The sequence below is a fragment of the Pseudomonas alkylphenolica genome, from assembly GCF_000746525.1.
GTDB lineage: Bacteria > Pseudomonadota > Gammaproteobacteria > Pseudomonadales > Pseudomonadaceae > Aquipseudomonas > Aquipseudomonas alkylphenolica.
On the sequence record NZ_CP009048.1, the window covers coordinates 4783553 to 4806135 of the forward strand.

A 22583-nucleotide genomic window follows, 5' to 3' on the forward strand; every position below is an offset into this window, starting at 1 on the left:
CAAAGTTTTCTGCTAGAATGTTCGGCTTTCTTTAACGACCCAGGTGAAACGTCCATGCAGCCCATGCTGAATATCGCGCTGCGCGCCGCCCGCAGCGCCAGTGAATTGATTTTCCGCTCCATCGAGCGCCTGGATACCATCAAGGTTGATGAAAAAGACGCCAAGGATTACGTCTCGGAAGTCGATCGCGCCGCAGAGCAGAAAATCATTGATGCCCTGCGCAAGGCCTACCCGAACCACTCCATCTACGGCGAAGAAACCGGCCTGCACGCCGGCACCGGCGAAGAAGGCAAGGACTACCTGTGGATCATCGACCCACTGGACGGCACCACCAACTTCCTGCGTGGCATTCCGCACTTTGCTGTCAGCATTGCCTGCAAATACCGTGGCCGCCTTGAGCACGCCGTGGTTCTGGACCCTGTCCGCCAGGAAGAATTCACCGCCAGCCGTGGCCGTGGCGCCCAACTGAACGGTCGTCGCCTGCGCGTCAGCGCCCGCACCAGCCTGGAAGGCGCTCTGCTGGGTACCGGCTTCCCGTTCCGCGACAACCAGATGGCTGATCTGGACAACTACCTGGGCATGTTCCGCGCCCTGGTTGGCCAGACTGCCGGCATCCGCCGCGCTGGCGCTGCCAGCCTGGACCTGGCCTACGTCGCCGCCGGCCGCTTCGACGCCTTCTGGGAGTCGGGCCTGTCGGAATACGACATGGCTGCAGGCGCCCTGCTGATCCAGGAAGCTGGCGGCCTGGTGAGTGACTTCACCGGCGGCCACGACTTCCTTGAAAAGGGTCATATCGTTGCCGGTAACATCAAGTGCTTCAAAGCCGTGCTGACCGCTATTCAGCCGCACCTGCCGGCTTCGATCAAACGCTAAGTTTCGATCAGGCACAAAAAAGCACCCCTCGGGGTGCTTTTTTTTGGGGCTGGGCAGGACAACCATCGGTGGGAGCGGGCTTGCCCCGCGACACGATGCGTCTGACAGACCGCAATCGCGGGGCAAGCCCGCTCCCACCGGCGATCAGTTCACTGGCCTGGTTGCGCCTGGCTCAGCACCAGCTTGCCTTCTTTATCCAGCGGGATCTGCGCACCCGGATCACGATCCATGCGCACCTGGCCGACCTTTTCGCCAATCGAATACTTCACGTCATAGCCAACCACTTTCTCGCTCAGGTCATTGACCGTGTTGCAGCGAGTTTGCGTGGTCGTGTAGGTATCGCGCTCCTGCATACCTTCCTGCACTTTGTTACCGGCATAGCCGCCACCGACCGCACCGGCCACCGTGGCAATCTTTTTACCGGTACCACCACCAATCTGGTTACCCAGCAGGCCACCGGCCAGAGCACCGACCACGGTACCGGCAATCTGGTGCTGGTCCTTGACCGGCGCCTGACGCGTAACGGTCACATCCTTGCACACTTCGCGCGGCGTCTTGACGGTCTGCGTGACCGGCTGCACGGCCAGCACCTCAGCGTATTCCGGCCCACTCTTGACCAGGTTGTAGGTGGCTACAGCACCTCCGGCAGTCACACCGACCGCACCCAGAACCGCACCCACCAGCATTGACTTGTTCACGTGAACCTCCTGATCGTACCTGCGGGAACTTTGCCCGCCTTCTCCCTGCCTTGGAGCATAAAAAAAGGCGCGAGTTCAATACTCGCGCCTTCTTCTACGACGAACAGCGTGGGAACCCCCCTTATGGACGGTCGTCCACGCCTTCGGCCTTGGCCGGAGGAATCAGGTCTTCGCTGCTCAGGTTCAGCCAGATCAGCACCACGTTGGCGATGTAGATCGACGAGTAGGTACCGGCCATGACGCCGATGAACAACGCCAGCGAGAAGCCCCACAGGTTGTCACCGCCAAAGAACAACAGTGCAGCGATGGCCAGCAGGGTCGACACCGAGGTGGCCACGGTACGCAGCAGGGTCTGAGTGGTCGAGATGTTGATGTTCTCGATCAGCGAAGCCTTGCGCAGCACGCGGAAGTTCTCACGCACCCGGTCGAACACCACGATGGTGTCGTTGAGCGAGTAACCGATGATCGCCAGCACCGCCGCCAGCACCGTCAGGTCGAAGGTGATCTGGAAGAACGACAGGATACCCATGGTCACGACCACGTCGTGCACCAGCGAAAGGATCGCACCCAGGGCGAACTTCCACTGAAAGCGGAACGCCAGGTAGATCATGATGCCGCCCAGGGCCAGCAACATGCCCAGACCACCCTGGTCGCGCAGCTCTTCACCGACCTGCGGACCGACGAACTCGACGCGCTTGACCACAGCCGGGTTGTCGCTGCTGACTTTCTGCAGCGCCTCGGAAACGCGGTTACCCAGCATCGGGTCATCGCCCGGCATACGCACCAGCAAATCGGTGGTAGCGCCGAAGCTCTGCACAACTGCGTCTTCGAAGCCGGCCTTGACCAGCTCCTCACGCACCTGGCCAAGGTTGGCCGGACGCTCGTAGGTCAGCTCGATGAGCGTACCGCCGGTGAAGTCCAGGCCGAAGTTGAGCCCTTTGTAGAACCAGCTGAACAGCGCCAGCACGGTAAGAAGCAGGGTGACGCCGAACGCAACGTTGCGCACACCCATGAAGTTAATGGTACGTAACATGGCAGCCCCTTAAACCCACAGCTTCTTGAGATCACGCCCACCGCAGGTCAGGTTGACCATTGCGCGGGTAACCATGACGGCCGTGAACATCGAGGTGAAAATCCCGAGGGACATGGTAACCGCGAAGCCCTTGACCGGGCCGGTACCCATGGCGAAGAGGATGCCGCCGACCAGCAAGGTGGTCAGGTTGGCGTCGACAATCGCGGTATAGGCACGGTTGAAGCCTTCGTGGATAGCACGCTGGATCGACATGCCATTGGCCAGCTCTTCGCGAATCCGCGAGAAGATCAGCACGTTGGCGTCAACCGCCATACCCATGGTCAGGACGATACCGGCGATACCCGGCAGGGTCAGGGTTGCCCCCAGCAGCGACATCAGCGCCAGCAGCATGACCATGTTACCGGCCAGGGCGATGGTAGCGATCAGGCCAAAGGCACGGTAGATAGCCATGATGAACAGCGAGACGAACAGCATGCCCCACAGCGATGCATCGATACCCTTGGTGATGTTGTCGGCACCCAGGCTCGGGCCGATGGTGCGCTCTTCAGCAAAGTACATCGGTGCAGCCAGGCCACCAGCACGCAGCAGCAGGGCCAGCTCGGACGACTCACCCTGACCGTTGAGGCCGGTGATGCGGAACTGACTACCCAACGGCGACTGGATGGTCGCCAGGCTGATGATCTTCTTCTCTTCGGTGAAGGTCTGGACGGCGACGTCTTTTTCCACGCCATCAACCATCTGCTTCACGTAGCGCGTAGTTGGACGCTGCTCGATGAAGATCACCGCCATGCTGCGACCGACGTTGCTACGGGTAGCGCGGCTCATCAGTTCGCCACCGTGACCATCCAGACGGATGTTCACTTGCGGACGGCCTTGCTCGTCGAAGCTGGCCTGTGCGTCGGTTACCTGGTCACCGGTGATGATCAGGCCACGCTCGACCGCTGCCGAACGACCACCTTCACGGAACTCGAAGGTTTCAGTGGTAGCTTTCGAAGCACCCGGCTCGGCCCCCAGACGGAATTCCAGGTTGGCGGTCTTGCCGAGAATACGCTTGGCTTCGGCAGTGTCCTGCACGCCTGGCAGCTCGACCACGATGCGGTTGGCACCCTGGCGCTGTACCAGTGGCTCGGCCACGCCCAGCTCGTTGACCCGGTTACGCACCGTGGTCAGGTTCTGCTTGATCGAGTATTCACGGATTTCCGCGACCTTAGCCGGGGTAATCGCCAGACGCAGCACCGACAGGCCGTTACGCTCGGTGGTGGTCAACTCGAAATCATTGAAATTCTTGCGGATCAGGCTGCGCGCCTGTTCGCGGGATTCATCATCGGAGAAGCCCAGCTGAATGCCGCCATCTTGTTGCGGCAGGCTGCGATAGCGCACACGCTCTTTGCGCAGCAGGCTTTTGACTTCACCTTCATAGACTTTCAGACGGGCCGCCATAGCCTTGTCCATGTCTACTTCAAGCAAGAAGTGCACACCACCGGAGAGATCCAGACCCAGCTTCATCGGGCTTGCACCCAGATTGCGCAACCATTGTGGAGTGGTCGGGGCCAGGTTCAGTGCGACCACATAGTCGTCGCCCAGTGCCTTGCGCACTACATCCTTGGCTGGAAGTTGATCTTCCTGCTTGGTCAGGCGCAGCAGTGCACCTTTGCCCTTCTCGCCCAGGCTCGCGGCCTTGACCTGGATACCGGCGTCGACGAGCGCTTTGCTCGCGCGATCCAGATCCGCCTGAGTGACCTGCAGCGCCGTACTGGCACCACTGACCTGGACGGCCGGATCATCAGGGTAGAGGTTGGGAGCGGAATAAATAAAACCGATCGCCAGTACCACCAGGATCAGTGCGTATTTCCACAGAGGGTATTTGTTCAGCATCACGCCGCCCGTTCAAGACGCGGGGCGCCTTGCGCGCCCCGTCGATTGGAAAAAAACTGAAACTTAGATCGCTTTGAGCGTACCTTTTGGCAGGGTCGCGGCAACGGCGCCCTTCTGGAACTTCAGCTCAACATTGTCGGACACTTCCAGCACTACGAAGTCGTCGGCAACTTTGACGATCTTGCCAGCGATACCGCCGTTGGTGACAACTTCATCACCTTTTTGCAGGTTGCTCAGCAGGTTCTTCTGCTCTTTGGCACGTTTGGCCTGTGGACGCCAGATCATCAGGTAGAAGATGACCAGGAAGCCGACCAGGAAAATCCACTCAAAACCGGTTCCGGCTGGGCCGGCGGCAGGGGCTGCGGCGTCCGCATAAGCGGCGGGGATCAGAAAGCTCATTTAGCACTCCAGTTGCAATCAGTACTTGTTAGGGATCGACAGAACATCAGTCCAAGGGCGGCACAGGCAGCCCGCGCTTGGCGTAAAAGGCATCGACAAAGGCGGCCAATGTACCTTGTTGAATAGCCTCGCGTAAACCAGCCATCAAACGCTGGTAATGGCGCAAGTTATGGATCGTATTCAACATACTGCCCAACATTTCGCCGCACTTATCCAGGTGGTGCAGATAAGCACGAGAGAAGTTCTGGCAGGTGTAGCAGTCACAGGTCGGATCCAGAGGCGAATCATCATGGCGATGGAACGCGTTACGGATTTTCAGCACGCCGGTATCGATAAACAGGTGGCCGTTGCGCGCGTTGCGCGTGGGCATCACGCAATCGAACATGTCGACGCCGCGGCGCACACCCTCAACGAGATCTTCCGGCTTGCCTACCCCCATAAGGTAACGAGGTTTGTCAGCCGGCATCTGGCCTGGCAGGTAATCCAGCACCTTGATCATTTCATGCTTGGGCTCGCCCACCGACAGGCCGCCAATGGCCAGGCCGTCGAAGCCGATCTTGTCCAGGCCTTCGAGCGAGCGCATGCGCAGGTCCTGGTGCATGCCGCCCTGGACGATACCGAACAGTGCCGCAGTGTTGTCACCGTGGGCGTTCTTCGAACGCTGGGCCCAGCGCAGCGACAGCTCCATGGAGATGCGCGCGACGTCTTCGTCGGCCGGGTACGGGGTGCATTCGTCGAAGATCATCACCACGTCGGAGCCCAGATCACGCTGGACCTGCATCGACTCTTCCGGGCCCATGAACACCTTGGAACCGTCGACTGGCGAGGCGAAGGTCACGCCTTCTTCCTTGATCTTGCGCATGGCACCCAGGCTGAACACCTGGAAGCCGCCGGAGTCGGTGAGGATCGGGCCCTGCCACTTCATGAAGTCGTGCAGGTCGCCGTGGGCCTTGATCACCTCGGTACCCGGGCGCAGCCACAGGTGGAAGGTGTTACCGAGGATCATCTGCGCGCCGATGGCCTCGATGTCGCGCGGCAACATGCCCTTGACCGTGCCATAGGTACCCACCGGCATGAACGCCGGGGTTTCCACCACACCACGGGGGAACGTCAGGCGGCCGCGACGGGCTTTGCCGTCGGTGGCCAGCAGTTCGAAGGACATACGACAGGTGCGACTCATGCTTGATCCTCGGGGCCGCGCGGCGCCGGATTGCGGGTGATGAACATGGCATCACCGTAACTGAAGAAGCGGTACCCGTTTTCGACCGCCGCCGCATAGGCAGCCATGGTCTCGGGGTAACCGGCGAAGGCCGAAACCAGCATCAGCAGCGTGGATTCAGGCAAATGAAAGTTGGTGACCAGGGCATCGACCACATGAAATGGCCGGCCCGGGTAGATAAAGATGTCGGTGTCGCCACTGAACGCCTTGAGCACGCCGTCACGGGCAGCGCTTTCCAGTGAACGCACGCTGGTGGTGCCCACGGCGATCACCCGCCCGCCACGCGCACGGCAGGCAGCCACGGCGTCGACCACGTCCTGGCCGACCTCCAGCCACTCTTTATGCATGTGGTGGTCTTCGATGCGCTCGACCCGCACCGGCTGGAAGGTGCCAGCGCCGACGTGCAGGGTGACAAAGGCGGTTTCTACACCCTTGTCGGCAATCCTGGCCATCAGCGCTTCATCAAAGTGCAGCCCGGCCGTTGGCGCGGCTACAGCTCCGGCACGCTCGGCGTACACCGTCTGGTAGCGCTCGCGGTCGGCGCCTTCGTCCGGGCGGTCGATATAAGGAGGCAGCGGCATGTGCCCGACGCGGTCGAGCAGCGGCAGTACCTCTTCAGCAAAGCGCAGCTCGAACAGTGTGTCGTGACGGGCAACCATCTCGGCCTCGCCACCACCGTCGATGAGAATCTGCGTGCCCGGCTTGGGCGACTTGCTCGAACGCACATGCGCCAGTACCCGATGGCTGTCGAGCACGCGCTCAACGAGGATTTCCAGCTTGCCGCCGCTGGCTTTCTGGCCAAACAGACGCGCCGGAATCACCCGGGTATTGTTGAACACCATCAGATCGCCCGGACGCAGATGCTCGAGCAGATCGGTGAACTGGCGATGAGCCAGTGCCCCGCTCGGCCCGTCCAGGGTCAATAGCCGGCTGCTGTGGCGCTGCGCCAGCGGATGGCGAGCGATCAGGGAATCAGGGAGCTCAAAGGAAAAATCAGCGACGCGCATGATGGTGTTCGGTTTGACAGGGCCGCAAAGTTTAGCCGAAAAGACGAAAATTGACCATGAAACCTGATTGACCAACGGTAGGCACCTCTCTATACTTCGCCGCCACAAGCCCTGATGGCGGAATTGGTAGACGCGGCGGATTCAAAATCCGTTTTCGAAAGGAGTGGGAGTTCGAGTCTCCCTCGGGGCACCAAACGCATGAAAAAGCCGACTGAAAAGTCGGCTTTTTTGTGGGCGCTATTCCGGTGGGAGCGGGCTTGCCCCGCGATCCGATACGGCTGACAAGCCGCCATCGCGGGGCAAGCCCGCTCCCACTTGGAAAACAGAAAACAAAAACCCCCTGCTACATCCGTAACAGGGGGCTTTGGATTAAACCTTGAATGGATTAATCAGTGCAGCGCTAAAATTACTGCTGTTGTGGCAGCTTGTCGATTGGACCGCAACCGCCAATAATTTTAGAAACGGAAACCGAAGGGTGGAACAGGTAGTCGTACGAGCAGTTCTTTGGCTGGTTGTAGACTTGACCAGTGCAACCCGAGAGCAGTGCTACGCCCGAAACTACAGCTACAGCAACCGATGCTTTCAACAGCTTTTTCATACAAAGTCCTTTAAATTATGAAGCACCGCCTTAATGGCGGAAGCGCGATTATACGGAAAACAGGTAGAACTCTCCAGTCGGCTGCAGCGCTCGCTTACAGGCCATCTTGAACGATAAAAAGTCTTCGCCCCGATGGCGCAATCGGACTCGATCACGGCGCAATCGACAAACACACCAATCGATACTCCTGGGTAATGTGGCCTGGCCTTTTTTAGCCGTGCGTTCGTCGTGATGACTGATCGACTAGAACAACTTGTGCGTTTCAGCTATGCAACTTCAAAGGTGTTCGAAGGGGAAGGAGTGATGTTCGCCTAACGGTCAGTCAGTACGTCCCAAGATCAAATACAAAGAGAATAAGCATAATGATCAGCTTGGGCTCCGAAGATTCGAAAGGTCAGTTGGCGCAGGGGTTCAAGCCGCGCCATGTCACCATGCTTTCCATTGCCGGGATTATCGGTGCCGGGCTGTTCGTCGGCTCCGGGCACGCCATTGCCGCCGCCGGGCCCGCAGCGATACTGGCTTACTTCCTCTCCGGCATCCTGGTCATTCTGGTGATGCGCATGCTCGGTGAGATGGCTGTCGCCAACCCCGATACCGGTTCATTTTCCACCTATGCCGACCAGGCCATCGGGCCTTGGGCGGGCTTTACCATCGGCTGGATGTACTGGTGGTTCTGGGTGCTGGTCATTCCCATCGAAGCACTGGCCGCCGGGCATGTATTGAACACCTGGTTTCCCCAGGTCGAATCCTGGCTGTTTGCCCTGCTGTCGATCATCGCCCTGGCAGCAACCAACCTGTTCAGCGTGGCCAAGTACGGCGAGTTCGAATTCTGGTTCGCGATGTTCAAAGTGCTGGCGATCATCGCCTTCATCAGTCTCGGCGCCGCGGTGCTGATGGGCTGGGTGCCGGATCGGGAAGTCAGCGGTTTCAGTCGTCTGCTGGATGAGCATGGCGGCTTCGCCCCCAATGGCGTGTCTGCAGTAGTCGGCGCCTTCATCACCGTCATGTTCAGTTTTATCGGCATTGAAGCGGTGACCATTGCCGCCGCCGAATCGCAAAGCCCGGCGAAGAACATCGCCAAGGCGACCCGCTCGGTAATCTGGCGGATCGGCGTGTTCTACCTGCTGTCGATTTCGGTGATCATTTCCATCGTGCCATGGAATGACCCGCAGCTGGCATCGGTAGGCTCCTACCAGCGCGCGCTGGAACTGATGAACATTCCCCACGCCAAATTCATGATGGATGTGGTGGTGCTGGTGGCTGTGGCCAGTTGCATGAATTCATCGATCTACATAGCCTCGCGCATGCTCTATTCGCTGGGCAAGCGCGGCGAGGCGCCACGGCAGGTGAAGGCCACCTCGAAGGTCGGCGTACCGAGGACGGCAGTTATCGCCAGTACCGTACTGGGAGCGATCATCACTGTGGTCAGCTACTTCGCTCCGGCCGGGCTGTTCCAGTTCCTGCTGGCCAGTTCCGGCGCCATCGCCTTGCTGGTGTACCTGGTGATCGCCATCTCGCAGTTGCGCATGCGCCGGAGGCTGCAACAGCAAAAGACCCAGCTCAACTTCCATATGTGGCTGTTCCCGTGGCTGACCTACACCGTCATCGCCTTTATCGTCGCAGCGCTCGGGGTCATGCTGGTGACGCCGGAGCACCGCTCCGAGGTGACCTCGACCATCGGCCTGGCGCTAGTCATTTCCTTGCTTGGCATTGTGCTGACGCGCCAGCACGGGCAACCGGCGCGGTCAGCTCAACAGCTGGGTAAAACCTGAGTTCAGACCAGCGGCAGCTGGTGGGTCACGCAGTGGATACCACCCCCGCCCGCGGCAATGGCATCGATATTGAGCTGTACCACCTCACGGTCCGGGTACAGCTCGGTCAGCAGGTCGAAGGCTTTGGCATCAGCGGCCTTGTCGCCAAACTGCGGGGCAATCACCGCGCCGTTGATAACGAAGTAGTTGATGTAGCCGGCGGCAAAGTCCGGGTTGTTCTTGCTGAACTTGCTATTGCGCGGCTTCAGCGGTGGCGACACGGTATGCACCTTGAGCTTGCGGCCATCGGCGTCTGTCGCATTGCTGAGTATTTTCAGGTGCGCCTTGGTGACCTCGTGATCGTAGGAATCGGGATCGGTGTCGAGGTTGGCGATGATCACACCTGGTTCAACAAAGCGCGCATAGAAATCGACATGCGCATCGGTGATGTCCTTGCCCTTGATACCCGGCAGCCAGATGATCTTGCGCAATCCCAGGCGCGCCTTCAGCTCTTCTTCAACTTCAGCCTTGCTCCAGCCGGGATTGCGGTTGGCATTGATCCAGCAACTTTCGGTCATGATCGCGGTGCCGTGGCCATCCACTTCAATGCCGCCGCCCTCGCCTACCAGTTCGCTGCGCAGGTAAGTCGCTTCAGCATCGTCAGCCAACAATCGCGCGACACGGGCATCATATTTATGCTGCTTGTTGCCCCAGCCATTGAAGTTGAAATCGACCGCGCCCAAGTCGCCCTGCTCGGTAATCACGAAGTTGGCACCGATGTCGCGCATCCAGATGTCATCCAGTTCGGTGGTGACAAAAGTGGTGTTCTTGCTGCCGCACAGTTCTTCCGCCAGATCGCGCTCGTTGGCACGGCACAGCACAGTGACCGGCTGGTAGCGGGCGATGGTGCTGGCGATCAGGCCGATGGCTTCCTGCACGTCGGCGGTGAAGTCTTCCCAGATGGCCTCCTGCGCGCCAAAGGAGACGAAGGCGCACTGCTGCTTGTCGCCCTCGTCAGGCATGAACCATTGTTTGCCGCCGGCCGCCAGCGACCGGGGTACGCCCAGACCAAAACCCATGGAGGCGACCAGCCCCAAGCCTGCGGTTGCTGAAACCTGCTTTATGAACTCACGACGCGTTGGCATCTGTTTGACTCTCTTTCAATTCGTTTACGTGCGCCGTGCAATCAACTGCCCGGGGCGGTCTTGAACTTGGTCCACACGCGCATCCGCGCACGCATGTCGGACTGCGGAATATCCTTGCCGGTAACCAGGCGCTCGAAGGTGGCTTCTGGCGGGTAGATATCCGGGTTGTTGCGCATCTGTGGATCGACATCCGCACGCGCCTTGGCGTTCGAGGTCGGGTATCCGGTGAAATTGCTGATGGCCGCCATGTTCTCCGGGCGCATGACGAAGTTGATGAAGGTATAGGCGTACTCCGGGTGTTTGGCATCCACCGGAATCGCCATGTTGTCCATCCACACCGTGGTGCCCTCTTTGGGGATACGGTACTGGAAGCTGACTTTCTTGCTGGCTGAGTCCGCCGTGCGCTGGGCCTGGGTCATGTCGCCGCTGTAGCCGAGCGACAGGCACAGGTTGCCGTTGACCAGATCAGTCACCGGTTGCGACTGGAACTTGCGGATGTACGGCCGAATCTTCAGCAACAGTTCGCTGGCGGCAGCCAGGTCTTCGCGCTTGGCGCTGCGCGGGTCGCGGCCCAGGTAGTTGAGGACCACGGCCAGCACTTCGTCCGGTGAATCGATCATCGAGATCCCGCAGTCGGCGAACCTGGCGGCAAGCTCTGGCTTGAACAGCAGGTCCAGGCTCTCCACCGGCGCATCCGCCATACGCTGGCGGATCTGTTCGTCGTTGTAGGTCAGGCCGATGGTGCCCCAGGTGTAGGGCACCGTGGCTTTGCTGGCGTGCGGGTAATGAGTGCGCAGCTTCTGCAAACCCGGCTCGACATCGGCCAGCGCCTCAAGCTTCGCAGGGTCCAGCGCCTGCAGGCTGCCGGCACGCATCAGGCGTTCGGCCACGGTGTCGCCGGGGAAGATCAGGTCGTAACCACTGCCGCCGGTCATCAGCTTGGCTTCCAGCACTTCACTGCCATCCATGACGTCGTAGATCACCTTGATGCCGGTTTCGGCAGTGAACCTGGACAGCGTGTCTTCGGCAAAGTAATCCGCCCAGTTGTACAGGCGCAGGGTCTTGTCCTCGGCCTGCGCCATGGTCAGGCTGGCCCCCAGCGCCAGGCCGAGGGTGAGCAGCAAATGCTTGTGGCTGATGTTCATGTCACACCCCTTGAGTCTTCCAGCATGCATTGACTTGACGGCCATCGAGCCCGAGCAGCGCGGCGTACATTTCCGGACGACGATCGCGGTAGATCCCCCAGGTCAGGCGCTCCTCGCGCATCGCTGCCAGGTCCAGCTGCTGCAGCAGAACGCCAGGCGTGCTGCGGTCGGCCTCGACCAGCAATTTGCCTTTGTGGTTGCAGATGAAGGACGAGCCGTAGAAGGTCATCTGCAATTCGGGATCTGTGGTTGCGGCCTCGAGCCCCACGCGGTTGGCGGCCACGACTGGCAGGATGTTTGCCGCCGCGTGACCGCGCATCGCCATCTGCCAGTGATCACGCGAATCCAGCTCGGCCGCGCCCGGCTCGGAGCCGATAGCGGTCGGGAACAACAGCACCTCGGCGCCCATCAGCGCCAGGCAGCGTGCAGTCTCGGGGAACCACTGGTCCCAGCAGATACCCACACCCAGGCGCCCGAAGGCCGTATCCCAAACGCGGAAGCCGGTGTCGCCAGGGCTGAAGTACTCCTTCTCCTGATAGCCGATGGCGTTGGGGATGTGAGTCTTGCGATACACCCCCAACAGGCGGCCATCGGCATCGGCCACACTCAGCGAGTTGAAGTAGGCGTTGCCGGCCTTCTCGAACCAGCTCAACGGCAATACCACACCCAACTCCCGCGCCAGCGCGGCGAAGCGTTTGAGTACCTGGCTGTGTTGGTACTCCTCGGCCAGTGCCAAATGTTTGTGATGCTGCTCGATGCAAAAGTACGGTGTGGCAAACAGTTCCTGCAGCAGAATCACCTGAGCCCCTTGAGCGGCTGCTTCGCGCACCAGCTGCTCGGCCCGATCAAAGTTGTGCTGCAGGTTCCAGGTACACGGCATCTGCGTGCTGGCGACGGTCAGTAGCGTCATGGCATCACCCCTTCACTGGCCAGGCGGGCTGCTGTTGGGTGATGCAATGCACGCCACCGCCGCCGTGGGCCAGGTTGTTGATCTGCACCGGCACCACTTCGCGGCCCGGGAACGCCTTGGCCAATACGTCTGCAGCTACCTGGTCGGCCTCAATGCCATAGGCCGGCATGATGATCGCGCCATTGGCGATGTAGAAGTTGGTGTAGGAGGCGCAGAACACTTCGGCATCGACATCCACCGCCTCGCTGGCTTCATACAGTTCGAGCATTTCAAAACGCCGGCCTTGCGCATCGGTGGCCAGCTCCAGCGCCCGACGGTTCTCTCGCGCAACCTGGGCATACACCGAACTCTGGTCACGGGTAGCATCGACCAGCAATACACCAGGGCGAGCGAAGGCACAGACGCCATCAACGTGGCCGTCGGTCATATCGCCGGTGACATAATCCGGATCGCCCGGCAGCCAGATGGTTTTCTTAACGCCGAGAAAACGGGTGAAAATTTCCTCGATCTCGGCCTTGGTCATTCCCGGATTGCGGTTGGGATTGAGCAACACCGACTCGGTGGTAATCAGGGTGCCCTCGCCGTCAACATGAATAGCCCCACCTTCGTTGCTCAAGGCAGTACCAAAGCAGTCCAGACCGAGCTGGTTGAGCACGCGCCGCGCCAGGCTTTCGTCCAGATCATGCGCCGACTTGCCGCCCCAGGCGTTGAAGCGCCAGCTGACCCCGGCCAGCCCTTGTTGCGGGTGGCAGATAAAACTTGGGCCGGAGTCGCGGCACCAGCTGTCGTTGACCGCCAGCTCGATCAGCTCGATGTTCGCTCCGCACAGATCGCTGGCACTGGCTCGGGCGCAAGGATCCACCACCATCTTGACCGGTTCGAAGCGGGCAATGGCATTGGCAACACGGGCAAAATCCACCTGAACCTGCTCCAGGGTCACGCCCCAGCCAGACTCCCACAACGCCTGGTTGTGCGGCCAGACCATCCAGGTCGCTGCATGGTTCACCCACTCTGCGAGCATGAACCAACCACTGCTCAGATCGCCATTGCGCTGCATGCTTCTCACCTTTCAGTTAAGGGATATTTATTACTGAAAACCGCTGCTGCGGTGATCAACACAATGCTATGGCTTCATAATTGCGCGAACAAACGATAGATTTAGCCGACAACTGATCAGTAGAGCTTATCAATGCTAAAGCACTGGCCTCCCTTGAATGCCCTGCGCGGCTTTGAAGCCGCCGCACGCCTGGGCAGCTTTCACAAAGCCGCCGAAGAGCTGCACCTGACCCAGTCTGCGATCAGCCAGCAGATCCGCAGCCTGGAGACTTTCCTCGAGCAGCCGCTGTTCTTTCGCAACGGCCGTAGCGTCAGCCTGACCGACGCCGGTTACGACCTGCAGAGCACCACCCAGGCGATGCTGCAGCAGTTGTCGGTTGGCATCCGGCGTCTGGAGCAGTACCGCAAGCCCAATCAGCTGGTGGTCAACACCACCCCGGCGTTCGCCCGGCACTGGTTGTTGCCGCGCCTTGGGGATTTTCATCGTCAGCATCCGGAAGTGGATCTGTGGTTGTTCACCAGCTTCGATCCGCCGGACATGGCCACGCAAACCATCGACCTGAGCCTGCGCGACGACCTCAGCGCCCAGGCCGAGTGCAGCCACCAGACCCTGTTTCGCGACCGTCTGTATCCGGCCTGCCATCCTGATTTGCTCAAGGTGCCCGCAGCGCAGCGCACCACCTTGCATGGCGAACGGGAAATGGACTGGAGTCATTGGGTGGTTGAGGGGGGTGAGGATGTGGGCCAGCGCAGCAACGGCTTGAACTTCTCCGACCCTGGGTTACTGCTCGATGCGGCGTGTGCTGGCCATGGCATTGCGCTGGTCAGTCAGTTGCTTGCCACACAGGCGTGTACGCAAGGGTTGTTACAGCCGTTGTGTGCGCAAACGGTAAGGGGGCCTGACTGGAGTTGCCTGATACATCGGGACAGTGAGAAGAGCCCGTTGACGCGAAGTTTCAGCACCTGGTTGCAGGCCAGTCTGGCGGTTGATGGCGTTGATTGATTACCTCGCGGCCGAACCTAATAAACGAAAGGTCCTACAGCCTGTGTAGCATTTGCCCGCCATATACCCATACAAAAATGATGGATGATTTTCGTTCTTCACCTATGGATTGACCGATTTGGCCAATAGCCAGGTCGGTTTTCTTACGTTAAGGACTGTAAATCATGCGTCTGATTCGCCGGCAAGACCGTGAGTATCACGGCATCAGCTTAAGCAAAATTGAATCACCTTTTTTTGCGAAATTTGAAGTTCAACAAGCTCTCATTGGACGTTCATTTACGCGGATCGAAGGGCTCGATGTCCGTTCGTATGGCATAGCTTGGAGCCAGGCAGAAATACTCGATGCCGTTGAAAAGGGTGATCTGCTGTTGGTGAAGAGCAGCCCTTTCAGCCCGTTAAGCGATGATACTTTAGGCAACTATTCGCACATCACCGGCAAGGGCTGGACGGGACGCTTTCACAACACTCCGCCGGTTCAAGAGCAACCACCGCAGCCCTCTTCTGAACCGATAGTGACACCTCAGCCGCAAGAGCCCGGCTTTTACGTTGTACCCAAAAGCACGACTCGCGAGCAGTTAGAAGCCACCTTGTTCACTGAGCACAATCCAGCCGTGCTCCGTAAATTCCAGATATTGAACCCCAATCTTAACGATATCAAAGCTGGCACGATGATCGTGCTCAGCGATCCAAACAACCTGCAATGCACCCGTGAAGAAGCATTGCTGATGGAAGCAGCGGCCAAGACCAATGATGCGCTCCAACCGCTCAGCACGGATCAGGCTGACTTTATGGCCCGGCACCGTAACGAAATCGAAACCTTTCTAGCCCAGGGATCGACCGCTATCGGTATTGGCGAAGCCATGTTTGCCAAGAACCTGGAAGATGTTAAGACCGTTTTCCGTGATATCGAAGCGTTACACCAGCGCACATTCCAGGCCGATGGGCATTTGCGCTCGCCTGATTTTTTTGCCGAACGAAAGCGGCTGTTGGCACAGCTCAACATCAACCTGACTACCATGACTCGAAAAGGCATTGGCTTTCCGGATCACCCAAACTTGAAAAGCGCTTTGGGCATCTCTAGTCGCAGCCTGGTTCATCGCTGGACAAAGGCCGGTGCAGTTGACCAGATCCCCGGCTATGCCACACACATCGAAGGCGTTTCCAAAGCGGCGAAAATTCTCAAGTACGGTGGCTGGGTCGGAACGGCTATTGGTGGTGGAGCTTCCTATATGAAGGTTCAAGATGTGTGTGCAGCGGGTAGAACTGAGGCTTGCGAAAGAATCAGGTTCACTGAAACAGGAAGTTTTTTCGGCGGTGTCGCAGGTGGTGCGACGGCAGGAGGGCTGTTGACGGGCTCCGTAATCACTAGCCTCTGTATTGGGTTAGGTGTACCAACTGGCGGTTTGGCAACTTTAGCGTGTGGCATTGTGGTGGTCGGAGTTGGATCGCTTGCAGGAGGCACGCTTGGCGGAGCGGGTGGAGAGATCATCGGCGATGTTATTTATGAGACTGTTAAATGACTACTGCTGCTTTTGCTGTCGGTTATCTATGCGGATTAGTAATCATTGGTATGTTTGCTTGGATCGGCGTCGCACTGCACATGGCCTACACCAAGATGGATCTGATGCTGGAGCTCCTGAAAAACTGCTCAGCCGTAATGACTAGAGCGCCACTCCGGCATGGCGGGCCTTGGGGCAAGCTGCTTTTGGTTGGGGGGATCTCCGGAATTGTAACATTTCCCGGAATTTACCTTAAGCACGGGGGAGTCAGCACCGAAGACTTAGAAAAAATGCCGAAGCAGCTTAAACGAAAATTGGAATTATTGCAGTGGTGCGCAATAGGGCTACTGATTTCCTTGGCGTTGTTTGTAGCGCTTTACAAAATAATAGAGGCGCACCACATCTAAGAAATTACATCATGGAACTACAAATGATTATCAGCATCGCTGACAGCATATTTCTTGCTGCCGGGTTATTAAACATTAGCGGGATAGCTGTTTTGGTCGGTGTAGTGCTCCACTTGGGCTATACCAAAATGGATGTGATGTTGGAGCATCTAAAAAACTGCCCTGCCGTCAAGGTTCATATTCCTCTCAAGAATGGGGGCCCTTGGGGAAAGTTTCTGCTCGTCGGGTGGATCGCAGGGGTTGTTACATTTCCCGGATTTTATCTTAAACATGGCGGCGTCAGCATCAACGACCTGAACAATTTCCCAGGATCTCTGAAGCGAAAACTGGTGCTGACAAAATGGGCTGCGATAGTTCTTTCAGGCACCCTGATCTTACTTTTTCTACTCAGAGAAACGGGCACACTAAAATAGTCTTGATGCCCCTCGACCGTACTACGACAAATCAAACAGATAATTCAATGAGCCTGAATACTGCGGATAAAATATTTCTAGCTGCTGGAATAATAGATTTTGGCGGAATATTTGTTTGGATCGGCGTCTATTTGCACATTACATACACCAAGATGAGTCTGATGTTGGAGCATCTAAAAAATAGCTCCGTGCTTCGAACGCTAACCCCGCTCAGACACGGTGGACCATGGGGAAAACTTTTGTTGGTTGGTGGGATTTCAAACATTCTAACGTTTCCCCGCTTTTACCTTAACCGCAGAAGTGTTAGCGCTGAGGACCTCCGTAACTTTCCAGCATCGCTTAAACGCAAGCTAGTGGTATTGCAGTGGTTCGGGATAGGTCTGCTGCTAACAATGATTTCTCTTGCAGTAGCGGTGAAGCTCGGCTTTGTTTAGTTTGGCCGGGCACTTAAACCTTCACCTCTAGACAAACCAGCCTACTCAAGTAGTCTTGAGTGGGGCCTGTTTGCAACATATCCAAGCGCCCTTATGAGTTCTTCATAGTCGCCATCAGCCAACACTTGAGAAAGGTACTCCCTGATCACCTCATCGCTATCCAGCAGTGCTGGCATATCGAACGTACTGAGTGTCAGGTTCATGATCAATTGTCCTTGAGCAGCATTCTGGCCAGTTGAATATCCTCGGGTGCGAAGATTTTTCTGACAATGCCATTGCTGAATACGGTAGCACGTGCAGCCTTTTCACTATTTCTTGTAGTCCATTTCCCAAGCATAATCCCCGGGCACTTCAGCTGTTGCGCCTGCCTCGCTAGCTGCCTAGTCTTGGCCGGTCGTTGCTATTTCAACGACCGGTTTTGACAGACCGCCATTGATACAGCCGCACTGCTCTATGGCAGCTATGCGTGGGGCACACTCGTGTGCGCCGGTTCCTGTATCACCGGTCTGTCAACCCACGTACAGCTGCCACCCTCCTGTTTGACAGCGGGTTTGTAGCGGCTCCACTGATACAGGAGTTGACCATGCTGAAAATCGTCCCCGATCCCCCGCTTCTTCCCACCGAATCCCCTTATTGCCTTGAAGACGCCTTGGTCCATGCCTCCGAGCATCTGAGCTGTGCGCTAGCTGTGTTGCTGCACCCTGACCTGCAGGGCCAAGTACTGGTGCGCGCTGCGATGCATGAGATGGAGGCGGCACGCAGCCGTGTTGAGCAGGCGCTGGCCTGCGTTCAGATGCATAACTGACGGTGGGAGCGGGCTTGCCCCGCGATGCGATGCAACTGGCACCACGCAATCGCGGGGCAAGCCCGCTCCCACCCCAGCTTGTAAGGAGCATTCATGAACAATGTAACTACCGGCGCGGTAACCTTCGCCAATTACCAGCTGTTTCGCGTCAATCCGGGAATTTCCTCCGAGCACGCACTTAACCAGGCTTCCATGCTCATGGCCTGCGTAAACAAGTTGACCTTACTGGGGGAAACAGAGGAAGACGCGACCCTGGTGTGGGCCGCGCATTTTCTAGGCGAAATGGCCAAGGCGATTATCGATGATGTAAACCTGGGTGGCAGTTGTGCCTGCGCAGACCGCCAGGCAGTGTAGGATTCCTGTCACCCTCCTCCTTGAGCGAGCCACGTTATGCAGCTGACCCATCGCCCCGTCCAGGCCACGGACATCGCCACTATCTGCTGTTTCCCCCAAGGCCCGGACGAGCTGTTCTACATGTTCCCCAAAGCCCAGTATCCGCTGACGCCAGCGCAGCTGAACGATGCCATCGCGCAACGCGAGGGCTCGACGGTGGTCGAGGGCGACGGCACGCTGCTGGCCTTTGCCAACTTCTACAAGGCCGAGCACGGCGGTGTCTGCGCCCTCGGCAATGTGGTGGTAGCTCCCGCGGCCCGTGGCCATGGGGTGGCACGCTATCTGGTGAAGTGCATGATCGAACTGGCCCGCAGCCAGTTCGATGCGCGTGAGGTCTGGGTGTCGTGCTTCAACAGCAATACCGCCGGGCTGTTGCTTTATCCACAGCTGGGTTTTGTGCCCTTTGCCATCGAGGAGCGCCAGGGGCCGGGCAACACGCGGGTAGCGCTGGTGCAGATGAAGCAGACATTCTGAACCAGCTATAACCGGTGGGTGGGAGCGGGCTTGCCCCGCGATTGCGGTGTATCAGTCGCATCCTATCGCGGGGCAAGCCCGCTCCCACAGGTGAGGTTCAAGCTCTGACAAAATGTTGCCTGAGCAAGTCGCTCAAGGCATCCACCAGCAACACCAGCACCAACATGGCAATGATTACCGTGCTGGCCTGGGCTTCCTGGAACAGGCTCAAGGTGGTGTAGAGCATCTGCCCCAGACCACCGGCACCGACAAAGCCAAGCACGCTGGCCATGCGGATGTTGTTCTCCCAGCGGTACAGGCTGTAAGCCAGCAACTGCGGCCAGAGATTGGGCAAGGTGCCGAAACAGAACGCAGCCACCTGGCTGCCGCCCTGCAGGCGGATGGCCGCGGCCGGTTCCGGCGGGGTATTTTCCAGTGCTTCGGCAAACAGGCGACCGAGCACGCCAGTGGTGTGCAAGGCCAGCGCCAGGGTTCCGGCATTTGGCCCCAGCCCCGCCGCCAGCACGGTCAGCGCCGCCCAGACCAATTCCGGTATTGCCCGCAGGGCATTGAGCAACAAACGCGCAGCCCCCTGCAGCGGCCAACCGAAACGCCCGGCCGCCGGCAAGGCTATCAACAGGCCGAGCATCACCGCGAGCAGCGTGCCCAGGCCGGACATGGCCAGGGTCTCCAGGGCGCCCTTGCCCACCGCACGCAAATGTTCGGGGCTCAGGTCAGGGCTGAGAAAACGCGCCGCATAGGCACCCATCTGCCCTAGCCCGCCGTTACCGAACAGCGCCTGCAAGTCGAGACTCAGGTAGGCAAACGACCCTGCCACCGCCGCCAGCAAGGCGAGGATCAGCACGGCATTGATCAGCCGTCTCATGCCAGCCTCCCGCGCAACAGCCGGCTCAGTTGATCGGCCAGCCACACCAGCAGCAGGAAGGCCAGCAACATGCTCGCCACCTCGGCACCGGCGAACATGCGCAGCGACAAATCGATCTGCTGCCCCAGCCCGCCGGCACCGACAAAGCCCATCACCACCGACGCGCGGATCGCACACTCCCAGCGATAGACCGTATAGGACACCAGCTCCGCCGCCGCATCCGGCAGGATGCCGTAGAAGAAAGCGCTCAGGCGACTGCTGCCGGCCTGCAACAGCGCGTGCGCGGGACGCTGGTTGATCGATTCGAAGATCTCGGCGTAAACCTTGCCGAGCATGCCGCTGTAGGTGATGGCGATGGCCAGCACCCCGGCGGTCGGGCCCAGGCCTACGGCACGAACGAACAGCAACGCCCAGACGATTTCCGGCACGCTACGCAGAAAGATCAGCAGCCCGCGAACCGGCAGACGCACGGTGCGCGACCAGAACCCCAGGCGACCGCCACGCGAGGCGGCGCCCAGCGACAGCGCCCGGCTGGCGAGCAGACTGGCCGGTATCGCCAGCAACAAGGCCAGGGTCATGCCCGCCGTGGCCATCGCCAGGGTTTGTAGAATCGCTTCCCATAACAAGGCGAGAAACTCGGGATCATGCGCAGGCGGCCAGAAGCCGCTGACGAAATTGCCTATCTGGCGACGGTTTTCAGCCTCCAGCAGCACACCGGGATTGAGCTCGCTCACGTGGATGCCGGGCCACAGCAAGGCAATTGCCAGCAGGGTCAGCAACAGCCTCGGCAGGGCTGCCGGGTCGCGTTTGTCAGCCGTCAGCATCGTGGGATCTGCAAGTTCAGCGTCGGCTGCGGCACGGGTGGCGAGCCCAGGTGCTCGTTGGCATACAGCGCATCAAGCATGTCGCTGGAAACCTCGGCGGCCGGGCGATCGAATGCCACCTGCCCTTCGCGGATACCGATCACCCGCGGAAAATGCGCCAGCGCCAGTTCCACCGCATGCAGGCTGGCGACCAGGGTGATACCGCGTTCGCTGGCATGCTGGTTGAGGGTTTTCAGGCTGTGTTCGGCCAGCACCGGGTCCATCGCCGAGACCGGCTCGTCGGCAAGCAGAATCTCCGGCTGCTGGTACAAGGCGCGGGCGATGCCGACCCGTTGCAATTGCCCGCCAGACAGCTGCCCGCACTGGGCGAAGAGCTTGTCGGCCATGCCCAGCCTGGCCAGCACCGCACGCACGCCGGGTACATCCGAGGGGTGCAACAGGTTGAGCAGCCCGCGCAGGGTGCTCCACTGCCCCAGGCGCCCGGCCAGCACCGCAGTCACCACCCGCTGCCGGGGTGGCAGCGGCGGTGCCTGGTGGATCAGCCCGATTCGCGCGCGCAGACGCTGGCGCGCTCGCGCCGACAACCGCCACGGCGCCTTACCGAGCAGCTCGACGCTGCCGCTGGTAGGCGCCAGGGCGCTGGCGATCAGTTGCAACAAGCTGGACTTGCCGGCGCCGGAAGGGCCGATGATCGCCACCCGTTCGCCAACCTCTACGCGCAGATCGATCGCCTGCAATGCCTGAACCTGACCATGACGCAGACTCGTACCGTTAAGCTGGATCGTCACTTGAGCAACTCAGCAGCCCGGGCGGCCTCCTCGATGCCCTTGTAGTTGTCCGGGCTGGTTTCGATGAAGCGGCTGGCGGCCTGCAGGTCGAGGATCGCCTTGTCGGCCGGGTTGGCCGGATCGAGGCTCAGGAACGCCTGCTTGATCTTCTCTTTCAACGCAGGATCGAGGCTGCCGCGTACGGTCCAGTTGTAGTCGTAGTAGCTCGGGGTGGTGGCGAACACCTTGACCTTGCTGGTGTCGACCTTGCCCGAAGCCACCAGTTTGTCCCAGACACTGGCGTTGAGCACACCGGCATCGACCTTGCCGGCCTGGACCCAGGCGGCGGTGGCGTCGTGGGCACCGGAATAGGCAACCCGGCTGAAGTAGCTCTCCGGCTTGATGTTGTCGTCCTTGAGCATGAAGTAGCGCGGCATCAGGCTGCCGGACGTGGAGGAAATCGAACCGAAGGCAAAGGTCTTGCCCTTGAGGTCAGCCAGGCTCTTGATCTCAGGGTTGGCGGTGATGAATTTGCTGGTGAATTTGGCATCCTGCTCACGCTGCACCAGTGGCGTCGCGGTCGGGCTCTTCAGATGCACTTGAACAAAGGTGAAACCGCCCAGCCAGGCCATGTCCAGACGATCAGTGGCCAGCGCCTCGACCACCGCCGGGTAGTCGGCCACCGGCACGAACTCGACTTTCATGCCCAGCTTCTGTTCCAGGTATTCGCCCAACGGCTTGAACTTGCGCAGCAGCTCGGTTGGCGCCTCGTCAGGGATGGCGCTGACCTTCAGGGTATCGGCCGCCTGGGCCAGGAGGGATGAGCAAGACAGCACGAGGCCGGCGAACAGCGCCAGGGGACGTTTGAGCATGAGGGATTCTCCGGTTCAATAGCGGGGAAAGAGCCAACATCAGGCTGGCTCCAGAATTATAAGAGGCATCGGCGCAAAGACCAGCTTTGCTACAATCGGGCCTCACGATTTTTCGAGG

Annotated in this window: 25 protein-coding genes, 1 tRNA gene and 1 pseudogene; 11 read left to right on the forward strand and 16 right to left on the reverse strand. The window is 59.3% G+C overall.

The features are described from left to right. Window positions 1-54 precede the first annotated feature (54 nt). On the forward strand, window positions 55-873 hold the full coding sequence (suhB, locus tag PSAKL28_RS21925) for a type III secretion system regulator SuhB (RefSeq protein ID WP_038614523.1): 819 nt from the start codon (window positions 55-57) through the stop codon (window positions 871-873). 149 nt (window positions 874-1022) lie between these two features. Here suhB and PSAKL28_RS21930 read toward each other — a convergent pair whose 3' ends face one another. From PSAKL28_RS21930 to queA, 6 genes are all read right to left on the reverse strand, one after another. Beyond that, on the reverse strand, window positions 1023-1571 hold the full coding sequence (locus PSAKL28_RS21930) for a glycine zipper 2TM domain-containing protein (RefSeq protein WP_038614524.1): 549 nt from the start codon (window positions 1569-1571) through the stop codon (window positions 1023-1025). A 121-nt stretch (window positions 1572-1692) separates the two neighbouring features. Continuing rightward, the gene (gene secF, locus PSAKL28_RS21935) at window positions 1693-2604 is read right to left on the reverse strand and encodes a protein translocase subunit SecF (protein ID WP_038614525.1); all 912 of its coding nucleotides are present in this window, start codon (window positions 2602-2604) and stop codon (window positions 1693-1695) included. Between the two features lie 9 nt (window positions 2605-2613). After that, window positions 2614-4479: a protein translocase subunit SecD gene (secD, locus tag PSAKL28_RS21940; RefSeq protein ID WP_038614527.1), complete on the reverse strand. Its 1866-nt coding sequence runs from the start codon at window positions 4477-4479 to the stop codon at window positions 2614-2616. Between the two features lie 63 nt (window positions 4480-4542). Continuing rightward, the gene (gene yajC, locus PSAKL28_RS21945; protein WP_010223473.1) at window positions 4543-4878 is read right to left on the reverse strand and encodes a preprotein translocase subunit YajC; all 336 of its coding nucleotides are present in this window, start codon (window positions 4876-4878) and stop codon (window positions 4543-4545) included. A 46-nt stretch (window positions 4879-4924) separates the two neighbouring features. Next, on the reverse strand, window positions 4925-6040 hold the full coding sequence (gene tgt, locus PSAKL28_RS21950; protein WP_167335154.1) for a tRNA guanosine(34) transglycosylase Tgt: 1116 nt from the start codon (window positions 6038-6040) through the stop codon (window positions 4925-4927). A 14-nt stretch (window positions 6041-6054) separates the two neighbouring features. Beyond that, a complete protein-coding gene (queA, locus tag PSAKL28_RS21955) occupies window positions 6055-7104 on the reverse strand; it encodes a tRNA preQ1(34) S-adenosylmethionine ribosyltransferase-isomerase QueA (RefSeq protein WP_038614529.1) in 1050 nt (349 codons plus the stop codon). 108 nt (window positions 7105-7212) lie between these two features. Between queA and PSAKL28_RS21960 the strand changes: the two genes are divergently transcribed. Continuing rightward, window positions 7213-7297: transfer RNA gene (locus PSAKL28_RS21960), tRNA-Leu, on the forward strand. Between the two features lie 213 nt (window positions 7298-7510). Here PSAKL28_RS21960 and PSAKL28_RS27190 read toward each other — a convergent pair. After that, window positions 7511-7702 carry a DUF4223 family protein gene (locus tag PSAKL28_RS27190; protein WP_075226586.1) on the reverse strand — a complete coding sequence of 64 codons (192 nt, stop codon included), beginning with the start codon at window positions 7700-7702 and terminating at the stop codon, window positions 7511-7513. Window positions 7703-8064: 362 nt separating this feature from the next. Here PSAKL28_RS27190 and gabP point away from each other — a divergent pair, with 362 nt between their 5' ends. Continuing rightward, window positions 8065-9474 carry a GABA permease gene (gene gabP, locus PSAKL28_RS21965; protein WP_038614530.1) on the forward strand — a complete coding sequence of 470 codons (1410 nt, stop codon included), beginning with the start codon at window positions 8065-8067 and terminating at the stop codon, window positions 9472-9474. A 2-nt stretch (window positions 9475-9476) separates the two neighbouring features. On the opposite strand, the gene PSAKL28_RS21970 is transcribed toward gabP, so the two are convergent. Genes PSAKL28_RS21970 through PSAKL28_RS21985 form a run of 4 tightly spaced genes read right to left on the reverse strand, consistent with a single transcriptional unit; the run spans window position 9477 to window position 13710 of the window. Further along, entirely contained in the window at window positions 9477-10598 is a 1122-nt protein-coding gene (locus tag PSAKL28_RS21970; RefSeq protein ID WP_038614531.1) for an agmatine deiminase family protein, read from the reverse strand. Window positions 10599-10639: 41 nt separating this feature from the next. Continuing rightward, window positions 10640-11743 carry an extracellular solute-binding protein gene (locus PSAKL28_RS21975; protein ID WP_038614532.1) on the reverse strand — a complete coding sequence of 368 codons (1104 nt, stop codon included), beginning with the start codon at window positions 11741-11743 and terminating at the stop codon, window positions 10640-10642. Window position 11744: 1 nt separating this feature from the next. Continuing rightward, entirely contained in the window at window positions 11745-12653 is a 909-nt protein-coding gene (gene aguB, locus PSAKL28_RS21980; RefSeq protein WP_038614533.1) for an N-carbamoylputrescine amidase, read from the reverse strand. A gap of 4 nt (window positions 12654-12657) precedes the next feature. Beyond that, window positions 12658-13710, reverse strand: a complete 1053-nt coding sequence (locus PSAKL28_RS21985; protein ID WP_038614534.1) for an agmatine deiminase family protein — start codon at window positions 13708-13710, stop codon at window positions 12658-12660. Window positions 13711-13842: 132 nt separating this feature from the next. Here PSAKL28_RS21985 and PSAKL28_RS21990 point away from each other — a divergent pair, with 132 nt between their 5' ends. From PSAKL28_RS21990 to PSAKL28_RS22010, 5 genes are all read left to right on the forward strand, one after another. After that, entirely contained in the window at window positions 13843-14712 is an 870-nt protein-coding gene (locus tag PSAKL28_RS21990; RefSeq protein ID WP_038614535.1) for a LysR substrate-binding domain-containing protein, read from the forward strand. Between the two features lie 164 nt (window positions 14713-14876). After that, window positions 14877-16232, forward strand: a complete 1356-nt coding sequence (locus PSAKL28_RS21995) for a hypothetical protein (protein ID WP_038614536.1) — start codon at window positions 14877-14879, stop codon at window positions 16230-16232. Continuing rightward, window positions 16229-16618, forward strand: coding sequence for a hypothetical protein (locus PSAKL28_RS22000; RefSeq protein WP_038614537.1), 390 nt, complete (start codon window positions 16229-16231; stop codon window positions 16616-16618). The genes PSAKL28_RS21995 and PSAKL28_RS22000 overlap by 4 nt, the downstream gene beginning before the upstream one ends. Window positions 16619-16641: 23 nt before the next feature. Next, complete coding sequence (locus PSAKL28_RS22005; RefSeq protein WP_038614538.1) at window positions 16642-17031, forward strand: hypothetical protein; 390 nt, start codon at window positions 16642-16644, stop codon at window positions 17029-17031. A 47-nt stretch (window positions 17032-17078) separates the two neighbouring features. Continuing rightward, a complete protein-coding gene (locus tag PSAKL28_RS22010; RefSeq protein WP_038614539.1) occupies window positions 17079-17465 on the forward strand; it encodes a hypothetical protein in 387 nt (128 codons plus the stop codon). 71 nt (window positions 17466-17536) lie between these two features. Here PSAKL28_RS22010 and PSAKL28_RS27785 read toward each other — a convergent pair. Beyond that, window positions 17537-17668, reverse strand: a pseudogene (locus PSAKL28_RS27785) (helix-turn-helix domain-containing transcriptional regulator); the annotation flags it as partial. Between the two features lie 380 nt (window positions 17669-18048). Between PSAKL28_RS27785 and PSAKL28_RS22015 the strand changes: the two are divergent. The 3 genes from PSAKL28_RS22015 to PSAKL28_RS22025 all read left to right on the forward strand — a co-directional run bounded on the left by PSAKL28_RS22015 (window position 18049) and on the right by PSAKL28_RS22025 (window position 19137). Beyond that, window positions 18049-18270, forward strand: a complete 222-nt coding sequence (locus PSAKL28_RS22015) for a hypothetical protein (protein WP_038614540.1) — start codon at window positions 18049-18051, stop codon at window positions 18268-18270. 93 nt (window positions 18271-18363) lie between these two features. Then, window positions 18364-18624 (forward strand): DUF3077 domain-containing protein, encoded by a 261-nt coding sequence (locus PSAKL28_RS22020; protein ID WP_051939519.1) that lies wholly within the window; start codon window positions 18364-18366, stop codon window positions 18622-18624. 36 nt (window positions 18625-18660) lie between these two features. Then, window positions 18661-19137 carry a GNAT family N-acetyltransferase gene (locus PSAKL28_RS22025; RefSeq protein WP_038614541.1) on the forward strand — a complete coding sequence of 159 codons (477 nt, stop codon included), beginning with the start codon at window positions 18661-18663 and terminating at the stop codon, window positions 19135-19137. Between the two features lie 97 nt (window positions 19138-19234). On the opposite strand, the gene phnE is transcribed toward PSAKL28_RS22025, so the two are convergent. From phnE to PSAKL28_RS22045, 4 genes are read right to left on the reverse strand one after another with little or no spacing between them, the layout of a single operon-like run. Continuing rightward, window positions 19235-20002 (reverse strand): phosphonate ABC transporter, permease protein PhnE, encoded by a 768-nt coding sequence (phnE, locus tag PSAKL28_RS22030; RefSeq protein ID WP_038614543.1) that lies wholly within the window; start codon window positions 20000-20002, stop codon window positions 19235-19237. Further along, window positions 19999-20826 carry a PhnE/PtxC family ABC transporter permease gene (locus PSAKL28_RS22035; protein WP_038614544.1) on the reverse strand — a complete coding sequence of 276 codons (828 nt, stop codon included), beginning with the start codon at window positions 20824-20826 and terminating at the stop codon, window positions 19999-20001. The genes phnE and PSAKL28_RS22035 overlap by 4 nt, the downstream gene beginning before the upstream one ends. Continuing rightward, window positions 20820-21614: a phosphonate ABC transporter ATP-binding protein gene (locus PSAKL28_RS22040; RefSeq protein ID WP_038614545.1), complete on the reverse strand. Its 795-nt coding sequence runs from the start codon at window positions 21612-21614 to the stop codon at window positions 20820-20822. Before PSAKL28_RS22040 ends, PSAKL28_RS22035 begins: the two co-directional genes overlap by 7 nt. After that, the gene (locus PSAKL28_RS22045) at window positions 21611-22465 is read right to left on the reverse strand and encodes a putative selenate ABC transporter substrate-binding protein (RefSeq protein ID WP_038614546.1); all 855 of its coding nucleotides are present in this window, start codon (window positions 22463-22465) and stop codon (window positions 21611-21613) included. The genes PSAKL28_RS22040 and PSAKL28_RS22045 overlap by 4 nt, the downstream gene beginning before the upstream one ends. Between the last annotated feature and the right edge of the window lie 118 nt (window positions 22466-22583).